Source organism: Parachryseolinea silvisoli, assembly GCF_021190955.1.
GTDB lineage: Bacteria > Bacteroidota > Bacteroidia > Cytophagales > Cyclobacteriaceae > Ohtaekwangia > Ohtaekwangia silvisoli.
In genome coordinates this window covers 473,584-499,962 of the sequence record NZ_JAIOAO010000003.1, presented here as the reverse complement: position 1 = coordinate 499,962, position 26,379 = coordinate 473,584, and the positions used below count along the sequence as shown (strand labels likewise).

The following is a 26,379-nucleotide window of genomic DNA, read 5'->3' as shown; positions in this document are numbered from 1 at the left end:
GGTAGTAAATTCCGTCCTGGTGATCATTAAACCTATTCCCCGAAATCACTGGCTGCAACGCGAGGCACTGAGCGTCATAGGCCGAGTGACCATGGAAGTATATACCTATTTTAACAATTCGGTAGCGGAAACCTCCCGAGCCATTTCTACATACCTGCACAAGGCATTTGCCCATCGCATCTGATCAATTGTCCGACAATCCGGCTGAAGCAACCCGGGATTGGCTACGAGGATACAAATACACCTCGCCCGACTGGTGGCAACATTCAGTCGGTTCGGATTAAAAAGAAAACTCATTCCCCGGGGTGCATCTTCAACCGTAGAGGACGTCATGGAGTAAATAACCACGGCTCCCTCCTGTCCCTGAAACTTGTCCACCGTACCGATTTCAATTTCTGGTAAACGTTCGCGAAGTGCACTTACCTGTGCATTAAAGGGCGCGACGATGAGAATATCTTTTCGCGTGATCTGCTGCTCCGCCCCTTCTTCATTTGTCCAACGTCCGCCGGCTAAAAGCTTTCCTACAATGGCAGTGATGGCATCCACCTCTTCTTTTGACTTACTTTGGCTTCCTTTGTGTTGCACGGGGACATAATATAGTCCGGCTCCATCAAAGGGCGTGCGCCCGGAGATCGTCTGCTTCTCCAGTCCGGGCAAGGATTGCAGTTTGTTCTCATAAAATATTTCAGATGTAAACCGGCAGATGTCGGGGTGAAGCCGCCGGGTGATACCGAGGAATAAACCCCTTCCCTCAGGTATCGTGAAGTGCCCTTCCAGCAAATATGCAAGCGCTGCAACATCACTCCCTTCGGGGTGGGTCCCTTTCTGCGGCTGCTCCAGTTGTTGCGGGTCTCCAAGCAAAATGAGGTTCCTGGCAGCGCGTGATGCCGCCAGCACATGGGAAAGAGACATCTGGCCAGCTTCATCAACAAACAAATAGTCTAATGTCTCTATTGAAGTCTTTTCTGCCCAAAGCCACGCTGTTCCACATCCGACACTGCCTTCGTTTAACGCCGCGATCACTTTCTCGGCTTTTGTCACTTCAACAATTCCGTCCGGGCAGACATCCGCTTTCGCGCTAACTTTATGGACAAAGCTGATACCACGACCAGCTTTTGATGCTTCTTTAAGCGTTGCAAGTGAAAGATTGCGAATAACCTTGTGGCTAACGGCTGTGATTCCGACTTTCTTACCCGACCTTACCAATTCAACAATCATCCTGGCTCCCGTATAGGTTTTACCCGACCCCGGCGGACCCTGAATCGCCAGGTAGCTTTTGTCGAGATTGAGCGCTATGCGGATCGCGGCATCCACGACATTTTCACCCGTCCGTACAAAGGCCCCCGTGGTCCCATCGGATAGCTTAGGATCCCGCTTCATGAGCAAATCCTTCGCCGCGTGATCCGGCCAGGTATGTCCTAATCCATGTTCAATAACATCATTAGCAAGGTTTAGCAGCGATACTTCGAGTGTGCCGGAAGCGATAATGTCTCTTACATGTACAGAGACCGGATGAACTTCACCGGTTTTTCCTGTTTTCTTTATATCAATGGTATAGTTCTCGAGCGAAATAGCTTTGACAGATCCCACATCATCGCCCTGCACTTCTACCAGCATGTCGCCCTCGCCGATACTCAGTTCTTGTGGCGGGAAAGAATAGCGATGTGTTACGTTCTTTTCCCCCTTCGCCCGGGGAAGCTCAGCAACAAGTTTCAAACCTGATATCGCGTGCCGCTCCTCCAAAAGATCTTCGTGCTCCAATTCATGAATACGAAAGAACTCCCAGTATGCGCTTTTCAGTTCCCGTCTGAAATATTCAACCTGGTGTGCCAAAAGCCATTTAGCACGATGCTCGCTGGTCCACGTTGTCCTGTCGTCCGGCAACTTTTCCACCAATGCTTTATAAATTGCTTGCGAACGAATATCCAACTGTTGTATTTCCTCACCGGCCTCGCCTGTTCTCAATTCAGGCCGTTCAAACTTTGTTCCGGTCAGCGCACTATCAGAACGTAAATTCTCTAACCATCGATGCAGTGCTTCGGTAGCAAAGCAGTCATCTTCGTTATATACCTCGACGGTTTGGGCAGTTTCATGCGGTAGTGATTTAAAATCATGAAGCTCCAACGCGATCTCGACCGACTTTCTTGCCACACTGGCATCGTGCAGCGCCACCTTCCGGGTATACGGGGTAAACCTCTCGAGCTCTTTCAGCGAATATACCTCCACACTGGCAAGTAACGACTCTTTAAAGACGGCGTGCAAGTCAATAAATCGTTCGGCGCGAAGTAGCCTATCTACCTCCTGTTCAAACCGCGCATGTACCCGCGCCAATCGCTTGATCGCGGAAGGTTCATACGGCGCAAAGTGATAAATATACATCTTTGGATACTGCTTCCATCTGGCCGTTATGAACTTCATAAATTGCTCAAAGGCAAGTCCCTCTTCCTTCCGATTCGTCGACCATAGTCGTCGATATACCAGCTCCCCATTTTCCTTATAAACATATCCCAGGATGTATTCAAGTCCTCCGTCCTCGTAAAAAGAATCGCCTTCGATATCGAAGTAAACATCTCCTTCATCAGGATCCGGCAACCGATTTAACCCGCGTCCAGGCTCTATCGGCTGAATATTATAGAGCAACTTTGCCTGGTTTCTACCATCTAACTGTATACTGGCCTGACGTTGCTTTTTATCGAGTGTTTCTTTATTGCCACGTTCCGGACGTGCAAGCTTGTCTGTCGTTGCGAACTGTTCCAATGTAGTGATCTTCTGTCTTTCGAGCTCGACGATCTGAAGCGATCGTATGCCGGCTACGAGTGAAAGATGATCGTCATCATGGCGCTTCTGGTCGCATAGGCGCCACCAGCTGCAGATCGAACAGTGCTCCGAAATGTCGGGGTATGTTGGCAACGCCGGTCGGGTTATCGTGTACTCCAGATTCTTCCGAATCAAATTATAGTAGGCCCGGAATTCAGCAAAGCGATAGGATTCGGCGGGAAATTGCACACCTGGTTTTACAATGTGCATCTTCTCCGGGGCGTTATCCTGAAGCAGCGATAACAACTCGGAGTACAAACACAACTGCAAAATTGCGGAGGCCCTTGTATTTTGTGACAATTTAGTATCCTGCACTTCGTACGACCAGTCTCCGAATTTACTTCTCCCCGGCACTTTCAGAAGTACGTCCGAATACCCCGACCACTTTCCCGCCTCCAGAAAAGCCTGGACAATCACATCCTTTCCCTCCTTCATTGCCTGGAGCGTAGCCTCCAACGGTTGTCCCTTTAAGTATATCCACGAAAGACCTTTCGTTTTCAAATATTCGACATAGGCCGCTTCATGTTCCTCACCGCGTTTTATGAGTACTTCTAGTGAAGGGTCATGCCAGGAAGGCCTCGGTATTTCCCTGGCAGCCACTCGTCTGTTCAGCTGGGTCAAATGCTCGCAACTTAGGTGATTGGACAAATCTGTTGCAACCAGATGGATATCGTCAGAAATATATCGCATAAGCATGTTATTTGTCATCCGAATGCTCCGGTACGAGAGAGAAATATTCTTCTAATACATGCTCCACCATAGGGCAGGGCCGGTAAGACAAGATAATAATAAAATCCTTCCGCACGGATGTTAACAGATCTGATGCTCCGGTTAGAGCCCAGACCACGTTGAGCCGATTGCATGCGGACGAAATCCCCACTGATGGCCTCCTGCTACCGCCTGTACTTCCCCCACATGTTTGGAAAACATTATATTACTTTTTTTATTAACCGAAGGTACAACCGGACCAACGAGAATTTGTGCGTGCATAGGTCGCGGTCAACACATGGAATATTTTACTTGATGATATGAAGGTACTACGACTGTCCCCAAGAACCCGAGAGAAGCTGATCTTTCGGGGTTTAGCTGTCGCGCATTTAGGCTTATTGATATTACTGTGGAGCCGGTGTTCACCGGGCGATACGAAAGCCTCGCTTCCCAAGGGTGACCCTGACAATGGAAAGCTTGCGTTGGCTGACGGCTTCGAGGCTTTGGTGGTGGTGGACAGCGTGGGCCGGGCAAGACACCTGGCCGTGAACGACAACGGCGATATCTATGTGAAGCTCCGCAACGTGCCCCCCCAGGGTGGGACGGTGGCCCTGCGCGATACGACAGGCGACGGCAAAGCCGATATTGTGAAATACTTCGGTACGTACAAAGACCCGAGCGCATACGGGACCGGTATGCGCATATACAATGGCTATATCTATTATGCGTCCACCGGTGTGGTATACCGGAGCAAGCTCATTCCCGGTCAGCTCCTGCCCGATACGATGGCCGAGCCCATGGTAATCGATGACGCTTACCGGGCCAATCCCCGTGGAACGGAGCACATTACAAAGCCGATCACCTTTGATGACAAGGGGCACATCTATGTTCCCTTTGGCGCTCCCGGCGACGTGTGCCAGGAAGAGAACAGAAGGCCCGGAGCTCCCGGTATGTTTCCTTGCCCGCAGCTTGACATTCACGGCGGTGTCTGGCAATTCGATGCCAACAAGCCCGGACAGATTCAGGGTGATGGAAAAAAATATGCTACCGGCATGCGAAGCCTGGTGGCGATGGCCTGGAATTTCGAAGATGGCAATTTGTTCGCCGTTCAGCACGGACGCGATGATTTTGCCAGGACGTGGCCGGGTCTTTACTCACCCTGGCAAAGCGCGCTGCTCCCTTCGGAAGAGTTCTTCCGGATTACCGAGGGTACTAACGGCGGCTGGCCCTACTATTATTTCGACAACATGCAGGACAAGAAAGTACTGAACCCGGAATATGGCGGCGATGGCAAGAAGGCCGACGGCGCTGACACGGTAGCCCTACCCCTCATCGGTTTCCCCGGACACTTTTCACCCAATGACCTACTTTTCTACCGCGGCGATCAATTTCCTGCACGCTATAAGAACGGCGCGTTCATCGCCTTTCACGGCTCCACCATACGGGCGCCCTATCCGCAAGGGGGATATTTCGTAGCATTTGTACCGATGAGTGGCGGAAAGCCGTCCGGCCCCTGGGAGGTGTTTGCCGACGGGTTTGCGCAACTGGATACGATTGTCAATACGTCCGATGCGAAGGCGCGGCCCATGGGGCTTTCCGAAGGGCCTGACGGCTCCCTTTATGTAACTGAAAGCGTGAAGGGCAAGATCTGGAGGATCATGTTCAAGGGCGACAAGGCAGCGTTTGGCGAGCAGCAGCTGGCCGGAATGGCAACCCGGAAACAAACAGCCACGAACATTAAGCAACCCGACGAGAAGAAAGACAACCTGTTCAAGGATACGCCGGGCTCTATCGCTTACACCCAATACTGTGCTTCCTGTCACCTGCCCGGCGGCCAGGGCGATGGCAACCGGTATCCGCCACTGTTCGGTTCGAAATGGGTAAGCGGCCCGAACAAGACGCTAATCGAAGTTGTACTGAAAGGACTTACAGGGCCGATAGAGGTAAGGGGCAAGACATATGATGGTGTGATGCCTGCACATGCTTTCCTTTCCGATGCGCAGGTGGCCGATATTCTCAGCTACGTGCGTGCCCGGATGACCCATGGCGGATCGGCCATCAAGGCAGAAGAGGTGCAAGCGGTGCGAGCGGGATTGAAATAGATTCACATCTCCGAATGTTGACGAAGGGTTTCTCGCTACTAGAGCGTTTTTCCTTCTCCGTCCGTGTAGTCGATGACCTCTACCCCCAGCTGCGCGGCCAGACTTTTTACTTGCTTCACAAGCCGGTGTTTGCTCTCCCGTGTAACAAGATGTATTTTTTTGGTTTCCGAGAAACGTAAATAAGCGTCGTACACATCTTTCCTCAGGGTTGTTGTGTAAACCCGCGCATACATATTCTGAACCGTGTGGCTCTTTTTTATGAACAGGTAATCGATTTTCTCGAACGAGGCCGGCTTACCGTGCTTCATTCCCATTATCCAAACATAGTCGTGGTAAACCCGTTGATCGAGGTCGATCATCAGTCGGTAGTGTGTGGTGAAAATCAGTGCACTACCGATCAACAAGGCGAGGCCAATCAGAAAATGAAAAAAAATCACTATCCCAGCTAAAAACACCAGCGCGATGCCCATAATATTTATTGTCCACGGGAAAAAGGGAGATGTCTTAACGTCGATTTTCATTTGAGCCAATTATATACTGCGCCGACTGGGATAATATGGATGCCATCAATATACTATAAAGTAATCAAAGGTAACGCAAATTTTGCCTCGACTGTGACCTTTTGAGCATTCTGCGTTATGGGATAAACTTAATTCTATGTCAGCCATCACTAACGTTACCCTGGCGTTTCCGTGTTCGGAAAAGCTGGAGACTCCCGCCGAGGGAGGATTCTACTGTGCCAGGTGTGCCCATGCCATTACAGATTTTCGCTGCCAGTCGGCAGAGGCCTTACAGCTTGCCCTGCGGCAAGCCAGGGGGAAACGGGTGTGCGGCATTTTTAATCGCGACCAGCTGAGTGCCCGTTTTCTGCGCCGGGTGGCGGCTGCGTCGGTGGCGACTACTTTGGCGGCGACAGCGTGTACGTCGCGACAGGATGTGCAGGAAGTTACCGGAGAAATAGCCATGCCACCAGCCCTCACCGTCGAGGAACAACCGACGGTGGATACGTTGCCTGTGCCAACGCTTTCGCTTATTAATATACCCAGTGTGGATGTCGAACCAATAACGATGGTCGAGTCGACAACGGGTATGCCCGTCATGGAAGAGACGCCCGAGTTGGCTATCTGTGAGCTGAACGGCGCCAGGTTTCAGGAGATATTAGCGCGGGAAGTCAACCAGCATCCGGAGCAGGAAGATGTCGAAGGAGTGGTTCGGATTTCGGTTACCATTGATGCCGAGGGCGTGCTGGGGGATATGGGGGTTGTACAGGGGCTGACGCCAGCCGCCGACCGCGAGGCGGTGCGTGCACTGACAGCCGTGGCGAGTTATCTCTATTTCGAGCAGACTCGTGGGGAAGACGGCGCGCCGGGTGGGCATAAAGCCGTGGTGACGGTGACATTCGGAGGCGGTACGCCGCACGAGGAGTAAGAGTGAGAGGTATAACTCGGCTCATTGTTTGCTGGGGTGTGGAAGCCAGTACTATAGCGTTGAGGGAGAAACTGGAGCAAGCCGGCGGGAAGCGCGTGTGTGGTATTTTATCCGAGATAATCTCTTAGTACGTGACTTCTGGACGATTGCTTGAGCCTGCGGATACCCTTTTCCTTTATTTGCCTGACGCGTTCGCGGGTGAGATTGAACCTAAACCCTATGTCTTCCAGGGTCATGGCAGGCAGACCATTAAGTCCGTAGTAGAGGGATATGATATCGGATTCCCTTGCCGTCAGCGTAGAGAGAGAACGCTGGACATCCTGGCATAAAGACGTAGCGATCAACGTTGAATCCGGTGCTGTTCCGGATTCGTCCTCCAATACATCGAGTAGTCCGTTCTCTTCTCCCTGTATGAAGGGGGCGTTGATGGAAACGTGGCGCGTTCCTATTTGAGCTGTTCTCTGACTTCTTCCGGGGCGACCTCCATGACCTCAGCCAGTTCTTCGGCAGACGGGTCGCGTTGAAACTTCTGTTCCAGCGTGGCAAATGTCTTGTTGAGCTTATTCAGTGAAGCTCCCCGGTTTAATGGAATCCGAATGACACGGGATTGTTCGGAAAGTGCCTGCAGAATAGACTGGCGGATCCACCATACCGCATAGGAAATGAATTTGAACCCGCGCTTCTCATCGAAACGGATGGCGGCTTTCATTAGCCCGACGTTTCCTTCATTGATCAAGTCTCCCAACGAAAAACTGCTGCTCTGGTATTGCTTGGCCACCGAGACCACAAACCGGAGATTGGCTTTCACCATCTTATCGAGCGCAGCCTGGTCGCCCTCCCGGATGCGCTGCGTCAGTATCACCTCCTCGTCTGCTGAAATAAGACCTACTTTTCCGATCTCCTGTAAATATTTATCCAGCGATTGGCTTTCGCGGTTGGTAATCTGTTTGGCGATCTTAAGTGATCTCATGGATGCTTTCCGGGTTTAAATGAATACTATCCTGATGGAATGAAATACTGCAGTCCGTCATGGTCTTTGAAGTTTCCGGAACAGGCCGATGGCGATGTTCATGTTCTGTCCTTTTTTTTCAGCGGAATCTTGCAACTTTGCGTCGCGGAGAACTTTATCCATGGACAGAATGAACCGTTGGATGATATGGCCATTCACATTTTGGGATCTTAGTTTCTGGATCGAAAGATCAACTACGTGTTCGACCTCTTGTTCATCCGAAGCAGACTGGATCTGCCACAGTACTGTCTGTTTGAAATGTGTCATTGATTGAGTTCCAGGTGGTGGACGGATTTGTAGAACAGTCGTCTGTGCGCTTTACCAGGCCTTGAAAGTGACTTAAAGTCAACCTGTGCGTTGATCAGCAAATGCGTTCGCGGCTTTCTTTCTGGAATTGCCTGAAAATGGCAATGGCCAGTTTAACATTGTCAAGCGTTTCAGTAGTAACCTCCCCAGGTTTCGTAGACCGGAGAGAGACGATCATGTTCATGATGTAGCCCGATTCGTTATAGGATTTTCGGTCCTTTCGAAGCTGCGATATGGAGTGGCCAATCACTTTGATTAATTCTGCCTCACTTTGGGCCTCTCTGATCTCCGCTACTATCTCACTACAAAAGGCTTCCATTGAAAAGATATTTCATACTGTTTTGAATCTCCCGGGGCAAAGTTAGACGCCAATTTTTTAATTTATATTGAAAATGATCAACGTATCCATTGACTTTAGTCAATCAAAGTGTTGATGTATTGAATGAAATTTGCCAGTATTTAACACATCGCCATGCTCAAGAACTTTTTATCGGGGAACTTTCGCCTTAAAACCGATCAGCTTTTTGAGGGCCTGACCGCCGAAGAGCATGAATCCCTCATGGGATCCGGGGTTACGCACTTGTATAGTAAAGGGGAGATCATTTTCCGGGAGGGGGGTATTCCCACGGGAATATTTTACGTGCTTTCGGGGCGGGTAAAGAAATATAAGGCGACAGCCAAGGGAGGGGAACAAATATTCTATTTGTGCAGTGAAGGAGAGTTGCTGGGTTATCATGCCTTACTGGGAGAAGAGTTCTACCCGGACTCAGCTGCCACCATCGAGAACTCCCAGATCACCTTTATCCCGAAAGATAATTTTCTGAAAGTGCTGCGCAACTCGACGGAGCTATCCAATACGCTGTTAAAGGCGCTCGGTCACGAGTTCAGTTTATTCATTAATAGTATTACCAACCTGGCCACCAAGTCGGTCCGGGAGCGGCTCGCGTTTAACCTGCTGATATTGGATGAAAAATTTAAATCCTCGGTCCAGCCCGGCATACCCAGTGACATCAATCTTTCCCGTACGGATCTTGCCAACATGGTAGGCACCGCAAAAGAAACGCTGGTGCGTTTACTGCAGGAATTCAAACGGGCCGGACTCATTGAAAAAACAGACAAGATGATCCGCATCATCGACCGTAAGGGAGTAATAAAAGAAGCGAACCTGATGGGACTGAACCCAAGAAAAATGTAATCATTATTTTAAATAGCCTGGAGTACACTCAGAATAAAGGACATGGTGCGAATTATAGATAGCGACAGTCTCAAATCAAAAGAGGGCGCCTCCTCTGACGCCCTCTTCATCCGAAGATACACTTACTGCCAACGCAATTTCTTTGCAGTCGCTTGTTTTTTGATTGCCTCGATCATGGACGCGTCGAGCATGCCCGCTTCGCCGCTTTGTTTTGCTTGTTTGGCGATATACTCCTGACGTTTTTTGCTCAATTCCTGGATCTCCGTTTGGATCTGCTGACGCTCGGTGGATTTCTGTTTGATGTAGCTCTTGCGTTGCTCTACGTTCATGCTCTTCATCTCGTCGGGGAGCTCCTCGGTCTTCGCTTTTTCGATCGCTTTTGAATCGTCTTTGGCCGCATCCACCAGATCCCAGGTCGAGTTTTTGTAGACGTGCGTGCTTTTTGAGATCGCCCGCTCAGCCTTGTTGGACTGTCCGTAGCTTTCGGCGTTATTATCTTGTGCGATCTGTGCAGCCTTCTTGGATTTGCCTGACGAACCGTAATAAATATAGGTATCATTCAGTTGGTCGTTCAGGGCATCGATCTTTTCATCATATGGTGAAGGAATATATACTGTTTTCTCGTTTTGCGCGATGCTCATGTACGTGCCACCGGTGATCGTCGCGCCACTTTGCCAGCTGGTGTTCGCGCCTTCGTCGAAGCTGCCGCAAAAGATCGTGTTGATCACTACGCCTTTCTCTTTGGCCAGCGCACAAGACTGCCGGAACGATACAGGCCCCTGCGTGAAGGGTTCATTCCCGGCGATGAAGATTAGCTTTAAGTCAGCCGCCGACTCCGACCACACCAGCTGGTGCAACGAGGTCAGGATCACCTTGCCGCAATATTCTTCGCCACCATTGGTCGTCAGCGCAAAGAGCTTTTCAGAGATCAGGTCCAGGTCGTCCGTTAACCCGCTTACCTGGCGCACGTAGCCCTCGTTGGGAGAAAGATTGTCATTGCCATATTCATAGAGCGCAATCTTGATGCTCGGCCTCGCGCCATCGGCGCACTTCGCGGCAGCCAGCTCGTTTACCACTTTCCAAAGTTGCGATTTGGCCTGCTCGATCAGGCCGTCCATGCTGTTGCTGGTGTCGAGCAAAAGTGCCAGCATGATCTCCTGATCTTTTTCGACGGCCGGGGTGTCTCCGCGGCGGTTTTCTGAATGTACCGGCTGGCAATGCACCGTCACCAGCAGCAAAAGGAGCACAGTGGCCAGACGCGGCAGAAATTGGATGGAAGTGTATATCGTCTTCATGATCTTGGATGTTTTTGGTAAATTTTACGCTAAAAGCGTGGCAGGGGTACCTACACTTCGTGACCGCGCCGTGCCACTGGGTGAAATGCCCCACCGACTGAGTGAACCCAGGCTTACGGACAGGCGGGGCCGGAAACGGGTAAGAATTAAAGTGCTAACTTTCCTGCGATTGATAACCATGATGCGCTATACCCTCACATTGAGCCTGATTGCATTCTTTTGCATCGGTCAAGCCGCCGCACAGGACGGCAAGAAGGCGCCGTCGCCTAAACAAAAGGCGGCTGAAAAAAATGAGCAGGTGGTCGAGGACAAAGGGGCGTACAAAACCTTCAAGAAATTATCCCGCCGTACAAACCCCGCGGATCTGCTGGAGGAAGCGGCTTCGTTGAAAGACAACAACCCGGGGGAAGCGCTCAACAAGGTACGCGAAGCGCTGGGCTTGAGCCTGGCCTCGGGCGACGTGCTCAACGAAGCGCGCAGTCACATGTTGATCGGCGAGATCAACGAAGGTATCCAGGAATGGAAACCCGCCCACGAAAACTACCTGCAAGCCCATCAGATACTAAACACCTATAAAGATTCCAAAGATGTTGCCACCACTACTGAGGACTATCAGCGTACGCTGCGTGGTCTGGGCAACACCAGCCTCAAGCTTGGCGACTTCAACGCGGCGCTCCAATATTTTCAGCAGGCGCTCGACCTCAGACTCGATCGCAACCAGCGCATAGACCGTACCATCGATCTCTCTGAGACCTATTACCAGATGAGCAACTATACCGAAGCGCTCAGGGTATTAGACAATCTTCCCCCACAGGGTGGTAAGGCAATCAGTAGCAATACCCTGGACATGCGCGTCCAAAATCAAAAGGCCAAGATATACGCGCGGCTGAACGACATCCCACAAACCAAGAACCTCTACGACAACTCCCTCGCCCAACTGCGCGCCAACAAGAACGACGCCGAAGGCGTGAAGTCGCTGCAAGAAACCAAGGAAGAGATAGCCGATGTGCTCCGCGGGCAGAACCGCTACGACGACGAGATCGAGCTGCGCAACAAGTCCATCGAATTCAACCTGGAGAGCAGGAACCTTGACGAGGCTACCAACGATAAAGTGGAGATCAGCAAAACCCTCGTAGCGAAAGGAGAAGACGCCGCAGCCCTCCGCGAGATCGAAGAAGCCGCACGCATCGCCGACACGCTCGCAAACCCCCAGGCACAAGCCAATGCATACCTCACCCTGGCCGACATCTATGAGAAGAACGGCAGGACCACCCAGGCGCTAGGTGCCTACCGCAAGTACAGCGACGCCATGACCCGGTCGCAACGCATCCAGGAAGAACGACAGAACACCAACTCCTCGCTCCTGGGCCAACAACGCGACATTGAAGAGCTCAGTAAAGAAGTATCCGTCGGTAGACGCGAAGAAACGATTGAACAGGCTACCGTAACGCGCCAGAAACTCGTCATTTATGGCCTGCTGATGATCCTGCTCATCACGACCATCACGTCATACTATATATACAAGAACGCCCAGGCCAGCAAAGTGGCCAACCAGCTCCTGGCGCTCAAGTCGCTGCGCAGCCAGATGAACCCCCACTTCATCTTCAACGCCCTCAATTCCGTAAACCATTTCATCGCTGAGCAAGATGAGCGAACCGCCAATAAATTCCTTTCCGAATTTTCTCAGCTCATGCGCCTCGTGCTGGAGAACTCGCAGGAAGACTTCAGCCCGCTCTTCAAAGAACAGGAGATCCTGGCACTCTACCTCAAACTTGAACACTACCGCTTCCGCGATAAATTCGATTATCGCATCGATATCGACGAGGGCATCAACGCCGAAGCGATCGAAGTTCCCCCCATGCTCATCCAACCCTATATCGAAAACGCTGTGTGGCACGGATTGCGTTACAAAGAAGAGAGGGGCATGCTCACCCTGCGCTTCTATCAGCAAGACGCAACGCTGATGGTCGAGATCAGCGACAACGGCATTGGACGCAAACGCTCCGCGGCGTTGAAGACTGCCAATCAGAAGAAACACAACTCCACCGGGCTGAAGAACATTCAGGAGCGCCTCGACATTATCAACAAAGTATATAAAGCCGACTATCGGGTTACCATCGAAGACCTGCAGCCCGGCCCGGGCACGCGTGTACACATAGCGCTGCCTCTTCATAAAACAGAAAGGATACTGCCATGAAAGCTGTGATCATAGATGATGAAAAAGACAGCCGCCAAATCCTGGCCAGCTATCTCAAAAAATATTGCCCTGACGTGACCGTATGCGGTTTCGGAGAATCCGTCGCCACGGGCCTCGAAGCTATCCGCCAGCATATCCCCGACATCGTCTTCCTTGACATCGAGATGCCCTATGGCAACGGCTTCGACCTGCTCGACAAAGCCGGCGACATCTCCTTCGAAACAGTCTTCGTCACCGCCTTTGATAATTATGCCATCCAGGCCCTCAATCAAAGCGCCGCCTACTATCTGCTAAAACCCATCGATATCGACGAGCTTATCAAAGCCGTGGAAAAGATCAAAGCCGAGCATGCCGATAACCGGGTTCGTCACGCGAAAGTACTCGTCGACAACATCCGCGCCACCGGCCCTCAAAAGATCATGTTACCGACCCTCGAGGGGTTCGAGATCGTCGCCGTACAGGACATCCTCTACTGCGAAGCCGTCGATAACTTTACGCGCTTCCATTTCGAGCACACTGCCCCGCTGCTGATCTGCCGCACCTTAAAATACTTCGAAGAGGTTCTTACTCCGCACCGCTTCCTCCGCATTCACCGCTCTTACATGATCAATCCGGATTATGTGATCCGATATTCCAAAGGAAAAGGCGGCTACGTCACGATGAAGAACAATCAGGAGTTGGAGGTTTCTTCGACCAAAAAAAAGGAGTTTCTCGACCTTTTCGAGAAATGACCTCAAGTTTTGAATAGTCGAAAAATATTCAGTCCCCTTTCAATAGTAGGAAGGACACTCTATTCCCCGGTGCCACTTATCGATCCTGATGCGATAGTTTATCATGATCTCGTGTGAGCTATTGGAATAGCGCCTCAGATCAGACATCGTAAAATCGTTGGCATACCCTACGTGAAAGTTCTCATTGAGCTGTAATTCAAATAAGCCCACAACGGAATCATCCAGACGATACGATACACCCAATCCGACAACATTGTAAAACACCGTAATCAGGTTGAGATCAAAGCTCAAAGGCGCCTTTTCCTGGAAGCGGATCAGCGTCGAGGGTATTACTTTGACATTAGTTGAGAGTTTTCGCGTGATCCCGGCGGTGAGATAATAGTAACGATACTGGCGCGCGGAGCTTGAGAACACCTCGGCATTGATCACTTTATTGTTCATGATGTACGGAACTGATAATCCTGCATAGAACGAATTGTGCTTTAAAAACAAACCGCCACCAAAATTCCAGGTCATGTTCCGATCTACAACTCCGTAGTATGGATCTGCCTCATCTCTCGGATTGAGCTTCCCAAAATCCGATTTGAGCTCGTTGAATCCACCCTGCAACCCAAAAGACAAATACGACTTTGAATTGAATTTCGAAAATGGCAACTTATAGGAGTATAGAAGATACAAGGTATTTTCCGTGTGTATTCCAATCTGGTCACTACCGGCCAGAATACCTACCCCCACCCGGTTTTGTTTAAAGCCGGAGCTGGCGCTGAATGTAAATGTCTTCGGCGCCCCGGGAAAGTTCACCCATTGGTTTCGATAAATGGCCGTTGCACTCAGCTGCACCTGCGTACCGGTGTACGCAGGATTGACCACCAATGGATCAAACATGTAAAGTGAATTAATAGGACGTTGCTGTGCCGACGCCATCAGCGACATCAAACCACCTATGATTATGGCTGTGATCTTTTTCATCAGTGTACTAATTCAAGGTACCCATATACCGGCTTCGAACCATCGCGTTTGTCTATAATGTAGAAGTACGTGCCATCCGGCAACTCGTTTCCAAGTGTATAAAGTCCTCTTTCACCGACGCCTCTAAACACTATGTCGGCATTATTATAACCATCCGCTTCGTAAACTTTTACTCCGGAACGGTTGAATACTTTTACATTGTTCGACGGAAAATTCTGAATACAATCAATCGTCCAGAAGTCGTTTCGACTGTCCGCGTTAACGGATACAAGGTTGTAGGAAAGGATTTCGGTGCCCACCTCCACGCGTGACTCCCCTTCACATCCTTCCGAGCTCACAAATTGAGCGATGTAAAGGCCTGTGAACAGTTCATACGTAGCAGGACCGCTCCCGACTTGTAAACCGTTCTCCTCGTTGAACCACGTAACGTCAGCCAGGGTCACTTCGTCGCCGTTCACGAGTCCGAGCAACACGCTTCCCGTCGGTGTCAGGCAGTATGACGGTGTGCTGGTCAGGTTCACGATCGGCGTCTTTCGCCAATCCGGAACAGTAATAAATGCCGGTTGCGAAACACATCCCGTCACATCATCGGTGGCGGTTACTGAATACTCGCGAATATCAAGACCGATGTAGTCGACACCCTTAAAGTCATGCACATCATCGACATACCAATCGAACGAATAGCCGAGGGTTACACCATCAACATCCGCCGTTACCCAGCCGTTCGGCGTAATACAGTTTGAACGCCCCTGAACCAACGACGGATCCGGTGCGGGTGGCTTCACTGTACCATCGGTTATCATACCGGTAGAATCTGCAGAGCAGAAAGTGGTATTGTTGGTGACGCGTACTGTATACGCCCCGATGGTCTCTCCAATAAGTGTATTGAAATTTGTCAGCACCGGTCCCATGGCCTCATCACCCTGATGCCAGGCAAAAGAGTATCCCCCCACCCGACTACCATCGGCAGTAGCCGTGAGCTGTCCGTTAGCACGGAGCGGATCACAATTCGTGAGTGGGTTGTCCTGAACAATGGCGATGGTCGGCGGTGTTCTGTCATCCTGAATATCGGTGGAATCGACCGTCACACAGCCGGTATTGAGATCCGTCAGGCGCACCGTATACTCACCTTCTGCTAATCCTGAACGCAAGAAGTTGGACGTGAACGTCGGGAACTGCGGATCGTTCGCCATGGCTCCAAGATCCGGATTGTCAATGTCCGCAGGAGGAGCTCCTGCATACAGATCCGCCTGGTAACTGTATGGGAACGGGTAATTATTGAGCGGGTTCAAAAGATCAACAGGGAATGGCACACCGCTGACGAATAGCGACCCATCGGTAATATCGCACCGGGTCCGCGCGTTGGTTGAGAGCGAAAGCTGCGGCAGGAACCGCGGCGATGCATCGGGAACGATGAACATCGCTGTACTGCTACAGTTCGTTGCGAGATTTAATACTGTCACCGAATAGTTATCCGCTTTCAGATTTGAGATGGTAGAATTAGCCGGCGGCGCAAAAAGAACCGGAGGCATCCCATCCAATGACCGGTACCATTCAAACCTATAATTCGCGTTTGCACTGGTTTGTCCGTTGTCTACCGTAGCCACCAATCGGGCCGAGCCATCCAAAGAAGGCTCGCACTTGACCTGAGGTAACGTCTGCGTAATATCGACGTCTGGATACACGATGTCTGCGGAGTCGATCACCGCTTCAACCGGCGACGATTCACAATTGGTCGTCAAATCCCGGACCGTCACAAAATATCTATCGGGTAGTTGGTCTGGCAACAGCGCTTGCTGATAAGGAACATTTCCAGCATCGGCAAGCGGCGTACCGGGATACGTTCCTTTAAACCAGCTGTAGTCGAAATCTGCATCCAGTTGTATGACATCGGTTATGGTTGTGGTGCCGCCGATAGTAATTTTAACCACCTGCGCAGTTCCGCTAGGGAAACAATTCACCGGATCGACGACATCGATATCCACAATATTGGGAAGGCTCATCGACAGGTCAAGCTTTAATTCCATTCCTCTTTCAAAGAGGCACCCTGTAGCGGCATTGTCGACGCGCACCGAATATATTCCTTGCCGTGCACGATCGAGCGTGCTTGTGGGATTTATATAGTTTTCCGTGGTTGCCGGGTCAAGGCCTCCGCCGTTCAATGTCCAGGTGAAGGCGTAAACATCGGTCACACCATCCTTATCCCCGTCAAGGCTTCCATCTCTTTCGATAGCCGTGGCAATCAGCTGACCATTGGGTAACGCGCCAGCACAGTTGGATGCCGGTGTGAAAGCGAAGGACACGTCCGGCGCTACGCTTTTATCCAGGATTTCCCTGCGCAATGGCGCCGATTCACAACCAAAACCAGGGCTGCCCAAAATGCGTTTGGCTTTTACATAGTAGGTGCCGGCTTTAATGGCTGGCATCGTCGTCGTATTCAGATCGAAACGATTAACACCGCTCGCCGAGGCAATTCTGTTTCCAGCTGTCGGCGAATCTTTGTACCAGCTGAAATCAAACTCAGTAAAGGGGCGCGTGTTGTCCGTTCCGACGGCCACTTCCGTTACGACAATCCTTCCGTCATTCAAGCACACAAGCTGGTCGGTAACCAGTGCCTCCACCGTGGTTACGGGGATCAGTGATCGCGTAATAATCGTGGATACATCCGTAAAGCAGCCGCTGACCTCATTGGTTACACGAACGACATAGGTATCGTCGCGGAGTCCGGCAAAATTATCCGCGGCACCATCTTGTCCGGCATTGACCACCGGCACCGGGTTGAGGCCCGAAACACGACGATAGGTGTAGGTCGCCACAGGTGAAGGCGTTGGCATAGCCCCCGGATCATCCACGTCAACGGTAATGGCACCTTCAAAGAACACCGGATCACACGACGTGTTTGTCAGGGGAGTCAGTCGGGCAACCGGATCAAAGCTCAGGTCAATGATATCTTTCCGTAAGGGCGCAGAGATACAACCCGATCCAGGGCCCCCGGCCGCACGTTTCGCCGTAACGTAATAACTATTCGCCAGCAGCTGGGAGTATTCGCCGGCGTTGGTTCCGGGGAGCAAAGCACCACCGGTAATCGGATCTCCCATATCGTCTTCCAATGCTGCGCTATTGGCATTCGCTTTTGTCCATGAGAACACAAAATCTCCGAAGGCCGCATCTGCCGGTACATAGCTATCCGATGAACCGACATCGATACGCGTTACCCGCACGCTTCCGTCGGGATTGCAGATAATTTGATTCGTAACATCGGCAGAGGCGATGATGATCGGAACCGATGAGCGCTGGATCTGGGTCGCGAAATTGGAAAAACAACCGCTGGTATTGTTGGTCATGCGGACGGAGTAGTCACCATCCTTTAACCCCGTGAAAGACTCCGTATCGGAATATACCGCGCCATCTGCAGGCACAGACGGTTCCGTGGTCGTCCAGTCAAAGGTATAGTTGAGCGGCAACGGGCCTGAACCCGCATCGATCACAGTAACCTGAATGGCGCCTTCAAAGCCGCCAACGGTCTCACAAGACGTGTCGTTTGACGGTGACAGGACTGCATTCGGATTTCTGCGCTGATCGCCTACATCTACACGCAGCGGCGCAGACTCACATCCGGATCCCGGCGCGCCGGCAATTCGTTTTGCCTGCACATAGTATATACCGGCGCCCATGGTTGAATACTCGCCTGCATTCGTCCCGGCAACTAATTGCGGCACCTGGATCCTGGCCGACGCATCGTCGGTTAAGAAAGCCGTCGCCGGCAGCGGACTGTCCTTATACCAGGAGTACGAGAAGTTGGTGAAGAATTCCGCATCCACCCCTCTGACAAAGTTCGCGGCGCCTACATCGACCTGTGTCACCGTTACGCTGCCGTCGGCAATACACAAGACCTGGGGCGCGGCGGTAGCCTTCGCGATGATGATCGGAACGAACAGCGGTGTAACGGTGGTCGAACCGGTCGTGGTACATCCACTGGCATTGTTCCTCAATTCGAGCGTATACCCGCCATCATTCAACCCTGTGAAATTGTCATCCACGCCCACACCGTCGCCATCCGACGTCGCCGGTGGCGTTATGGCCGTGGCCGCAACCACCCAGTCGTACGTATACGCCACACCCGGAAGCGGATTTACAGAGCCGGGCGAGGTTACGGTTACTTTCACCGCACCTTCAAAATTGGTATCACATGCTGTATTTGAAGTGGGCGTTATTGTAAGAGCCGGCCTGACAGTTTTGTCGAGAATATCCACGCGGAACGGAGCGCTAAAACACCCTACACCACCCGTTGTACCGGCATTGACTTTGCTGGCCACCACATAATAAGAGCCTGCGGTTATCTTTGCAGCAGGCAATGGCGCTCCGACGTTCGAGAGTATCTCTCCTCCTTTCGCGGCTGTATTGTCTCCATTTGCACTCAATACGCGCGAAGCGACTGTAAGCGCCGGATCGGTATACCAGTCAAACCGGTAGTCCCCCAGATCATCCGCCGGGCCATCGATGATCGCAAGCGATCGTACCTCTATCTGCGCGTTGGTTTCAAGCGATGTCTCACAGAACAGGGCATTCTGGCTGACTACATCGCCGTCGACCAGTTCAGCCACGGCCGGTTGATTCGGAATAGATATCGATCGCTCTGCCTCACAGCCGTTGGATGACGTTACACGGACGGTGTATTCCGGCACTTCATTATCCGGTCGCAAGCCGTTGACGGTTACTATTTCAGGAGCACCGGCGGCCGGATCCGGGACAGCATAAGGCCCCGTTACCACAGCGCCACCCCACCCTACAGGTGCAGGCAGTACATCCAGCGAATAGGTAAAGCCCGTGGTCACATCCGCGGGATTCCGGTTGATGGCAATCTGCGCAGAACCGTCAGCAACATTGGTATCGCAAGAAGTATTAGCGGACAAAGCGCCGTTCAGATTAATGACAGGCGCAAGTGCCTGCGATTTAACTTCGACCACTTCGTACACCGGGCAGTTCGGCGCAAAGCCTTGTCTTACTTCGACGGTGTACATGCCGGGCGCGAGCGAGGCATAGGTAATGGGATTCGGATTGCCCGGCGCAGGGCCGACACTGGGTCCGATCTGATTTGCCGCCAGCGGGTTTTCTCCTTTGTAGAATCGGTAGATATAATTATCGATCGTTTTACCAACATCCAGGTTAGTAACTGTTGCTTCAACGGCACCATTGCCGATATCGTACGGGCAGATCGTAGACGGGGTCACGACCGGCGTAACGACATGGGCATTCGAGAATGGCAGGAAGATCGTTTTTAAGTTACTGCATCCGTTGCCTTTATCCGAAATCACCAACGTGTAAAGATCTGAATTAAGTCCTGTGATCTGATCAGACACACCGCCCCCCAACGTTTGATCAAAGGCTGTGGCCGGATTAAAGATGGGAGGATTGTTGAAAAAGTTGATGCTGTCGTTCAATGGACCACCCCTGAACCACGCGTAGTCAAAAGCAGGCCCGTCGCCGCCGGTCAGTGTGGCTGTCATCTCTCCCCCCCCGATGGCGCAATGTGCCGGCCTCACATCGATCGAAATGGCGATCGATGTTTTATTGGTATTATCAGCCACCACTCTGCTTACAGGCTGGGAAATACAGGTTGTCGAATTGTCTTTCGCAACAACGGTGTAGGTACCTGGGATCAGGTCGACATATTGACCATCATCCACCTGGGTGGCATCCGCCTGGTCGATCACGTCCGCCGCCACGGTGGTTTGGCTCAACCCTTTCTCATTCAACCAGTAGAATGTGTAGCCGCTTTGCATACCACCGACGTCAGCGATCGCTTCGCCGTTAGGAAAATCACATCGTGTCACGTCGGCGCTTACAGCCGCAGCGACAACAGGGTAAGTAATGATCTCCGGCAGAAAAACCGTCTCCGTGTTGATACATCCGGTTAACAACCGAACCACCTCCACCGTGTAGAACAGGTTACCCTCCAGACGGTTGATCTGCCCGTTGATCGCGGTAGTCGTTGTGACGGCAGTTCCCGGCGTCACGATGGGATTGTCCCGATTAAACCAGTTGATGTCGTACAACGATGACGAGTTCTCCGTTGCCGATCCGCCGATGGTAGTCTCATCGACCGTTGCCGTAAGCATTCCGTTAGGATTCAGATCATCACACGAGGTTTGGTTGACCGGAGTGATATTGACCGGTGGCGTAAAGAAATTATCTTTTACCTCGATCGAAACGATGTCAGAAGTACAGCCGATCTCATCGATTGTTACAGTAGCGGAATAGAATCCAAAGGACAAAGCGCCAATGTTATCGACGGCTGTCTGCGCCGGCGTATGCGGCGGAAGCGACGCCCCGGTGTATTCACCGTTAAACCATTTATAAACCAGGGTTTGCGCCCCCGCATACGTTCCGCTATACGAGAGAGAAAGTTGTTGTACGCTGCCATTCTCCGATACGCCGGCAATTCCGGGGTCGCAAATGGTATTCGGATTTGCCGACAACGTAAGTACGGGTTTGACCGGGGCGTCCGGCAATTCTACTGCAAAAGTATTTTTGCACCCGTCGTTGGTGTTGGTCACCAGGACGTTGTAAAATTTACCCATGGCGCCCTGTAGCGTATCAGGACTAACAGCGCTATTCGCAATGAGCTGACCTGTTTGCGTCAGACCACCGCGCCATGCGAAAGTATACCCTGCGAACGGCGATGAGTTTCCATCGACATCGTCGACCTGCACCAAACCATTGGCTTTTGCAGGATCGCAGTTCGTAGAAGCCACGGCACTTGCGCCGATCACTGGTAGTATCTGTGCAGGCGTAACCTGCGCTATCACCGCCGGCGATTTACAGCCGGTGGGAACGTGCGTAACAACCGCGGTATAAAAACTGCTGTCACGTTCGATCAGGTTGGATCCCGTCGCACCTGCGATAATTGTACCGGTCTCCTGGTCCGTCCATACATAGGTGAATGTCTGCGGGACGCCAATATCCGCCAGGTTGGTGATAGTAGCCGCTACCGCGCCGTTGAATGGCTTACCGGCAAGCGCCGGGTCACAAATGGAGTTTGGCGTCGCCAACAGCTGCAGTACGGGCAACACGCGGGCATCTCCGATCTCTTTCGTATCCGTCATCTGGCAACCGTCCAATTGATTGGTGACCAATACCGTGCGGAATACGCCAACACCACCCTGTTGATTGAGAATAGAAGACCCCACTGCACCCGCAATAGGGCTACTGAGATTCGATCCATCGTGCCATTGGTATTTGAATGGCGCTCCAATGCCCGATATAGCACCCGCCGTCACGCTGTTGATCACCACGTTACCGTTACCGGCTACCGGCGGGCAGTTGGTTGATGGATTGGCAACGGCATCGATCACAAGGGGTACCTTCTGGGGGATCACGTCGATGTTTGCCGGCGCAGAAACACAACCGGTAGGCTGGTGTGTGACAACGCCCGTATAGCTGCCATTGTTGAGGAGTGAAATCGTGGCGTCGGTGTCGGCTATGGCTGATCCGGCCGTGGTGTTGGTCCAGGCGAAGACAAAGGTAGGATCGACAAACTGAGGTTGGCCCGCATTGGTAATCGTTGCTCTTACCTCTCCATTGAATTCACGGCGAGGAGATGTGAGATCCGGATCACAGATCGTATTTGGATCGGCCTCTAATGCTAAAATTGGTAAAAGCCTGTTGTCGGAAATGAGTTGTGTGTTGGTACTTCTGCAGCCGTCGTTCGTATTGGTGACGCGAACGGTGCGGAGCACCGAAACACCGCCTTGTATGCTGCCTAAACTCGTGCCCGTTTCTCCCGGTATCAGCGTTGTAGCGTCGACACCATCAAACCAGGCATATACAAAAGGAGAACCCGTGCCCGAGGTGGTGCCCGAAGTTACGTTCGTCACAACCATCGATCCATTCGGTGCTGTGGTACAGTTTGTGGACGGCACCGGATTTGCCGTGATCGTCGGAAGGATACGTTCGTCTTCCACGAGACCCGTCTCCGGCGCGGCGGTACATTTCAGATCTGTCCGACTCACCACCACGGTATAGAACCCGCTGTCCAGCGCGGCTAAAGAATTTCCGGTCTCGGGTCTCGGCGCGCCGATGGCCGACGAACCGGTATACCATGTAAAGCTATATTGCGTGAAATCGTTCACGAGGTTACCGCCAAATGTGACAGACGCAGAAACCGCTCCTGAGAACGCCTTGCCTGCCAGCACCTCATCGCATATACCATTGGGCGTAGGGGTCAGCGTGACGACGGGTATGTTAATGACCTCCTGAATTACGGAATCTGCCATGGCGGTACATTGAAAAGCCGAGGTGATCCTGACCGTGTACGATTGACCTCCGCCTTTGACACTATCCGCGATACTTCCGTTCGTTCCTGAAACGTCCGTGTGCAGGTTCTGAGGGAGTGTATTTTGGCCCACAAACCATTGGAACGTGAAGTCGGAAGCGCTTTGGGGAACGCCACCGATGAGCGCTACCGCTTGTAATCTTCCATTGGGTGCTGTTGGATCGCACGAAGTTTGAGGCGCCAGCTGTGTAATCTCAACCGACGGCAGAACAGTTTCGTTTTTAACCTCGATTACAAAAGGAGCCGATTTACATTGTGTCGCATTCGTAATAGCCTCAACCTCATAGAATCCGGCGGCCAAACCGGTTCGCGTGGGTCCCGTTCCGTTCGCTGCCGGAAGGATACTTCCCCGGGAGCCATCGGCTATAGTATGAAAATACCAATTGAACGTAAAACCAGCAGCATTTTGAGGAACGCCTGTCAAGAGTGCCTGTGCAGTGACCGACCCGCTTGCGAGGTTTGCGCAATTCACGACAGGCGTAGACGTCGCGGTCACATCGGGTTCGAAGGCCAGGTCGTCCACTACTTCGGATGCTGTTGTTGTACAACCATTTCGCGTCACTACCACCGTGTAATTGTTACCGGCCAGGTTTGTGGCAGTAGCAGTCGAGACACCTAGTGGCGCCGCGTTGCTGTACCATTCAAAACTAAAGCCTGTGTTTCCACCGGCAACGACAGCTTCCAGCACACCATTGGGAGGTGCACAGGTGGTTTGATCCGACAACACGTTAATGGTTACAGCCGGCAGCGTGATACCCAGATCAACACGTGCGCTCACTAAAGTAGTTGTACAACCCTTCGACACATTGGTGGCCACAAAGGAATAATCGCCTTCGGGCAAGCCCGATATCGTATAGTTGTTGCCGCCCAGCGCGACCGGCACGGCATTCGAAGTATTTAACCCGTAGTACCACTGGAAGGTGTAGTCGCTATAGTCGACAATTTCATTGGTGCCCGCAGTGGCTGACTTGTAGAGCCGCGCGCGTAGCTCACCAACATTCGGATCGGCGGCCACGCACTTGAGGTTGTCGCGGATCTTTTGTATCCCGGCAGAAAACGGACTCGGTGTCACCGTCACTTTGTACATGTTGTTTTCGATCCTGCATTCTTTCGCAGAACCACCGGTCAGGACAACCGGTAACACGGCGCCGTTATTATACATGACGATGTACAGATCGAACACTGTACCCGGACCGTTGAACGTGACGGTCGGTGTGCGGAATGTCTGATTGACCTGTAAATTCGAAATGGTGACCGTGGTGCTACTCAGGAGCTGCGCGGCGGGATTGGTTGTCGGATCGCCGTTGAAGAAGCTGATCGGAACAACATCCGAGATCGGCAGGTCTCCCGAATTGATGATATTGCAATAAACCTGAATGGCCAGGTTACCGCAGATGGGGGGAATTACGACCACGGCCGGATCGTATACGCCATCTCCATCGGAATCACAACCCGGCAGCGTCGGATTAACACTGCACAGGGGGTTGGGCACGTCGCCGGTAAAGGCCAGGTCGGGCGCGGGAAACACGGGGCAGCCCTCGGCGCTTAGAAACGGTATCTGATTCAAAAAGACGTTCAGGGGTGTTTGAGGTCCCGGAAGCCCGTTGGCACAGGGAGCATTGCCAAACACCATACCCGGATCGAGCTGCGGAAACGGCAGCGTTAAGTCGTCGTTGATATTGACGACATGATACCCGGGCTGATTCCAGACTTTTCTTGTAGGCAACCATTCGTTGCCTTTGGAAAAGTAAAGACGCACTTCTCCCAAGGCCTGCTGCTGAATGTCGTCGCAGATATCAAAGGAATTACTCCGATTACACGCAACGCATATATCCGTTGCACCGTCTCCATTCACATCAGCAATGATAGGGCCTTCTGTATAGGTATGCGACTGGCAGATCGATGACCAGTATTTTGTAGCGCCGGTCGCGCCATCGATCACAACCACTTCCTGCGAATCGCGGTATATCATTTCAGGTTTACCGTTGTTGTCGAAATCGTAAAGAGTCACCGTCAGGACGCCGGAGCGTGAGTCGTTAATCGTGCGCGGATTTGACCACAAAGGAACGATATTCGTTCCGGGCGCATCTGTGGTAACACAGTATAGATGACTTCCGGCGATGAATGAAAAATCCAACTTGCCATCGCCATTGGCGTCGCCGATGTTTACGCGACCTGTTCCCCAGATCCAGCCGCTTTGATAGTTCGTATAGCTAAGGCCCGATGGACATTTACCGGCAGGCTCCGTTCCGGGCGCAATGCCCATGTCTGCAGCGCTCAGTGTTATAAACCCGCTCACCGTATTTTTCTGCACGTTCCAATAAAAGACGGTTGTTCTACCCAGCGACGAATTCAAAGCACCCGTTACCACCACATCCATATATCCATCCTTATCGATATCGGCTATACTCGTACTACTGTGGCTATCTATCCCATACTCTACGGGATCGTTCATCAACTTGACATAATACTTGTCAGGCGCGCCGTCTTTGTTGATGTCGAAGCTGAGTGAATTCATGTCGCGCCACAATGTCAGCGCGGCGGGGCTGACGGGATTGCGGCTCGTAAGTGACGGGACTTTGTATATTCTGGGGCCAACGATCAGCTCCATTACATTGCCATCAGCCCCTGCCGACTTAATATCTACGGCTACGGGCGCAGCCGTTACATCAACATCCCACAGCGATGTGTTGGTCATGTCCTTACCACCTTCACTGGCAAGCAATTTTCCGTTTTCAGCCGCGAAGATCCGGTCACGCAGATAGATCTCGGCCTTATCATCTCCATCCATGTCGGCAATGCCGAAGATACCCGGACGATTCGTACCTAAATACACAGGATAGCCCGGGATAAGAGTCATGCCTTGCGCTCCGTAGCCCTGCAGCTTTAGTCCCACGAGGAAAAAACATGTCGGTGGACTTTTGGGACTTCCCGCGCGATTGCTGACAACGGCAAAAACTTCCGAACGACCATCGCCATCAATGTCCGCCGTCAATACTTCATACTCAAATACCAGGTTGGCGGTTTTACCACAACCGATGTTATCAAACCGACTGGAAATACCAGCGCCGGAAAGTCGAAAGTCGGCGATGATATCTCCCGGTGCAAAGCTACCGCCACCCAGCGCGGCCACACCAGTTTGCGCAGTCGACGCAACAAGGCGTACTTCTGCATTCCATTTGGAGGTGATCAAAATATCAGGCATTCCGTTTCCATCCACGTCGGCTGCCGCTACTTTTGATTGCGTGTCGGCAGTATTCTGACCGGACACAATGGGAGGTCCAACC

Annotated in this window: 12 protein-coding genes and 1 pseudogene; 5 read left to right on the top strand and 8 right to left on the bottom strand. The window is 51.9% G+C overall.

The features are described 5' to 3' along the window. Positions 1-105: 105 nt before the first annotated feature. The gene (locus K7P01_RS19260; RefSeq protein WP_267296070.1) at positions 106-3,507 is read right to left on the bottom strand and encodes a TM0106 family RecB-like putative nuclease; all 3,402 of its coding nucleotides are present in this window, start codon (positions 3,505-3,507) and stop codon (positions 106-108) included. Positions 3,508-3,845: 338 nt separating this feature from the next. On the opposite strand from K7P01_RS19260, the gene K7P01_RS19255 reads away from it, so the two are divergent. Further along, a complete protein-coding gene (locus tag K7P01_RS19255) occupies positions 3,846-5,627 on the top strand; it encodes a c-type cytochrome (protein ID WP_267296068.1) in 1,782 nt (593 codons plus the stop codon). Positions 5,628-5,665: 38 nt separating this feature from the next. Here K7P01_RS19255 and K7P01_RS19250 read toward each other — a convergent pair whose 3' ends face one another. Beyond that, complete coding sequence (locus tag K7P01_RS19250; RefSeq protein WP_267296066.1) at positions 5,666-6,097, bottom strand: hypothetical protein; 432 nt, start codon at positions 6,095-6,097, stop codon at positions 5,666-5,668. A 187-nt stretch (positions 6,098-6,284) separates the two neighbouring features. Here K7P01_RS19250 and K7P01_RS19245 point away from each other — a divergent pair, with 187 nt between their 5' ends. Then, entirely contained in the window at positions 6,285-7,055 is a 771-nt protein-coding gene (locus K7P01_RS19245; RefSeq protein WP_267296064.1) for an energy transducer TonB family protein, read from the top strand. Positions 7,056-7,162: 107 nt separating this feature from the next. Here K7P01_RS19245 and K7P01_RS19240 read toward each other — a convergent pair. From K7P01_RS19240 to K7P01_RS19230, 3 genes and pseudogenes are all read right to left on the bottom strand, one after another. After that, a pseudogene (locus tag K7P01_RS19240) lies at positions 7,163-8,025 on the bottom strand (sigma-70 family RNA polymerase sigma factor). 57 nt (positions 8,026-8,082) lie between these two features. Beyond that, a complete protein-coding gene (locus K7P01_RS19235) occupies positions 8,083-8,331 on the bottom strand; it encodes a hypothetical protein (RefSeq protein WP_267296062.1) in 249 nt (82 codons plus the stop codon). A gap of 94 nt (positions 8,332-8,425) precedes the next feature. Continuing rightward, positions 8,426-8,689, bottom strand: coding sequence for a hypothetical protein (locus K7P01_RS19230; RefSeq protein WP_267296060.1), 264 nt, complete (start codon positions 8,687-8,689; stop codon positions 8,426-8,428). A 153-nt stretch (positions 8,690-8,842) separates the two neighbouring features. Between K7P01_RS19230 and K7P01_RS19225 the strand changes: the two genes are divergently transcribed. After that, positions 8,843-9,565 (top strand): Crp/Fnr family transcriptional regulator, encoded by a 723-nt coding sequence (locus K7P01_RS19225; protein WP_267296058.1) that lies wholly within the window; start codon positions 8,843-8,845, stop codon positions 9,563-9,565. A 122-nt stretch (positions 9,566-9,687) separates the two neighbouring features. Here K7P01_RS19225 and K7P01_RS19220 read toward each other — a convergent pair whose 3' ends face one another. Beyond that, positions 9,688-10,860 carry a vWA domain-containing protein gene (locus K7P01_RS19220; protein ID WP_267296056.1) on the bottom strand — a complete coding sequence of 391 codons (1,173 nt, stop codon included), beginning with the start codon at positions 10,858-10,860 and terminating at the stop codon, positions 9,688-9,690. A 178-nt stretch (positions 10,861-11,038) separates the two neighbouring features. Here K7P01_RS19220 and K7P01_RS19215 point away from each other — a divergent pair, with 178 nt between their 5' ends. Together K7P01_RS19215 and K7P01_RS19210 are read left to right on the top strand one after the other, a co-directional pair. Next, positions 11,039-13,057 carry a tetratricopeptide repeat-containing sensor histidine kinase gene (locus tag K7P01_RS19215; protein ID WP_267296054.1) on the top strand — a complete coding sequence of 673 codons (2,019 nt, stop codon included), beginning with the start codon at positions 11,039-11,041 and terminating at the stop codon, positions 13,055-13,057. After that, the gene (locus K7P01_RS19210) at positions 13,054-13,788 is read left to right on the top strand and encodes a LytR/AlgR family response regulator transcription factor (protein ID WP_267296052.1); all 735 of its coding nucleotides are present in this window, start codon (positions 13,054-13,056) and stop codon (positions 13,786-13,788) included. Before K7P01_RS19215 ends, K7P01_RS19210 begins: the two co-directional genes overlap by 4 nt. 39 nt (positions 13,789-13,827) lie before the next feature. On the opposite strand, the gene K7P01_RS19205 is transcribed toward K7P01_RS19210, so the two are convergent. Further along, positions 13,828-14,757 (bottom strand): PorP/SprF family type IX secretion system membrane protein, encoded by a 930-nt coding sequence (locus tag K7P01_RS19205; protein ID WP_267296050.1) that lies wholly within the window; start codon positions 14,755-14,757, stop codon positions 13,828-13,830. Further along, complete coding sequence (locus K7P01_RS19200) at positions 14,757-26,297, bottom strand: gliding motility-associated C-terminal domain-containing protein (protein ID WP_267296048.1); 11,541 nt, start codon at positions 26,295-26,297, stop codon at positions 14,757-14,759. Before K7P01_RS19200 ends, K7P01_RS19205 begins: the two co-directional genes overlap by 1 nt. Between the last annotated feature and the right edge of the window lie 82 nt (positions 26,298-26,379).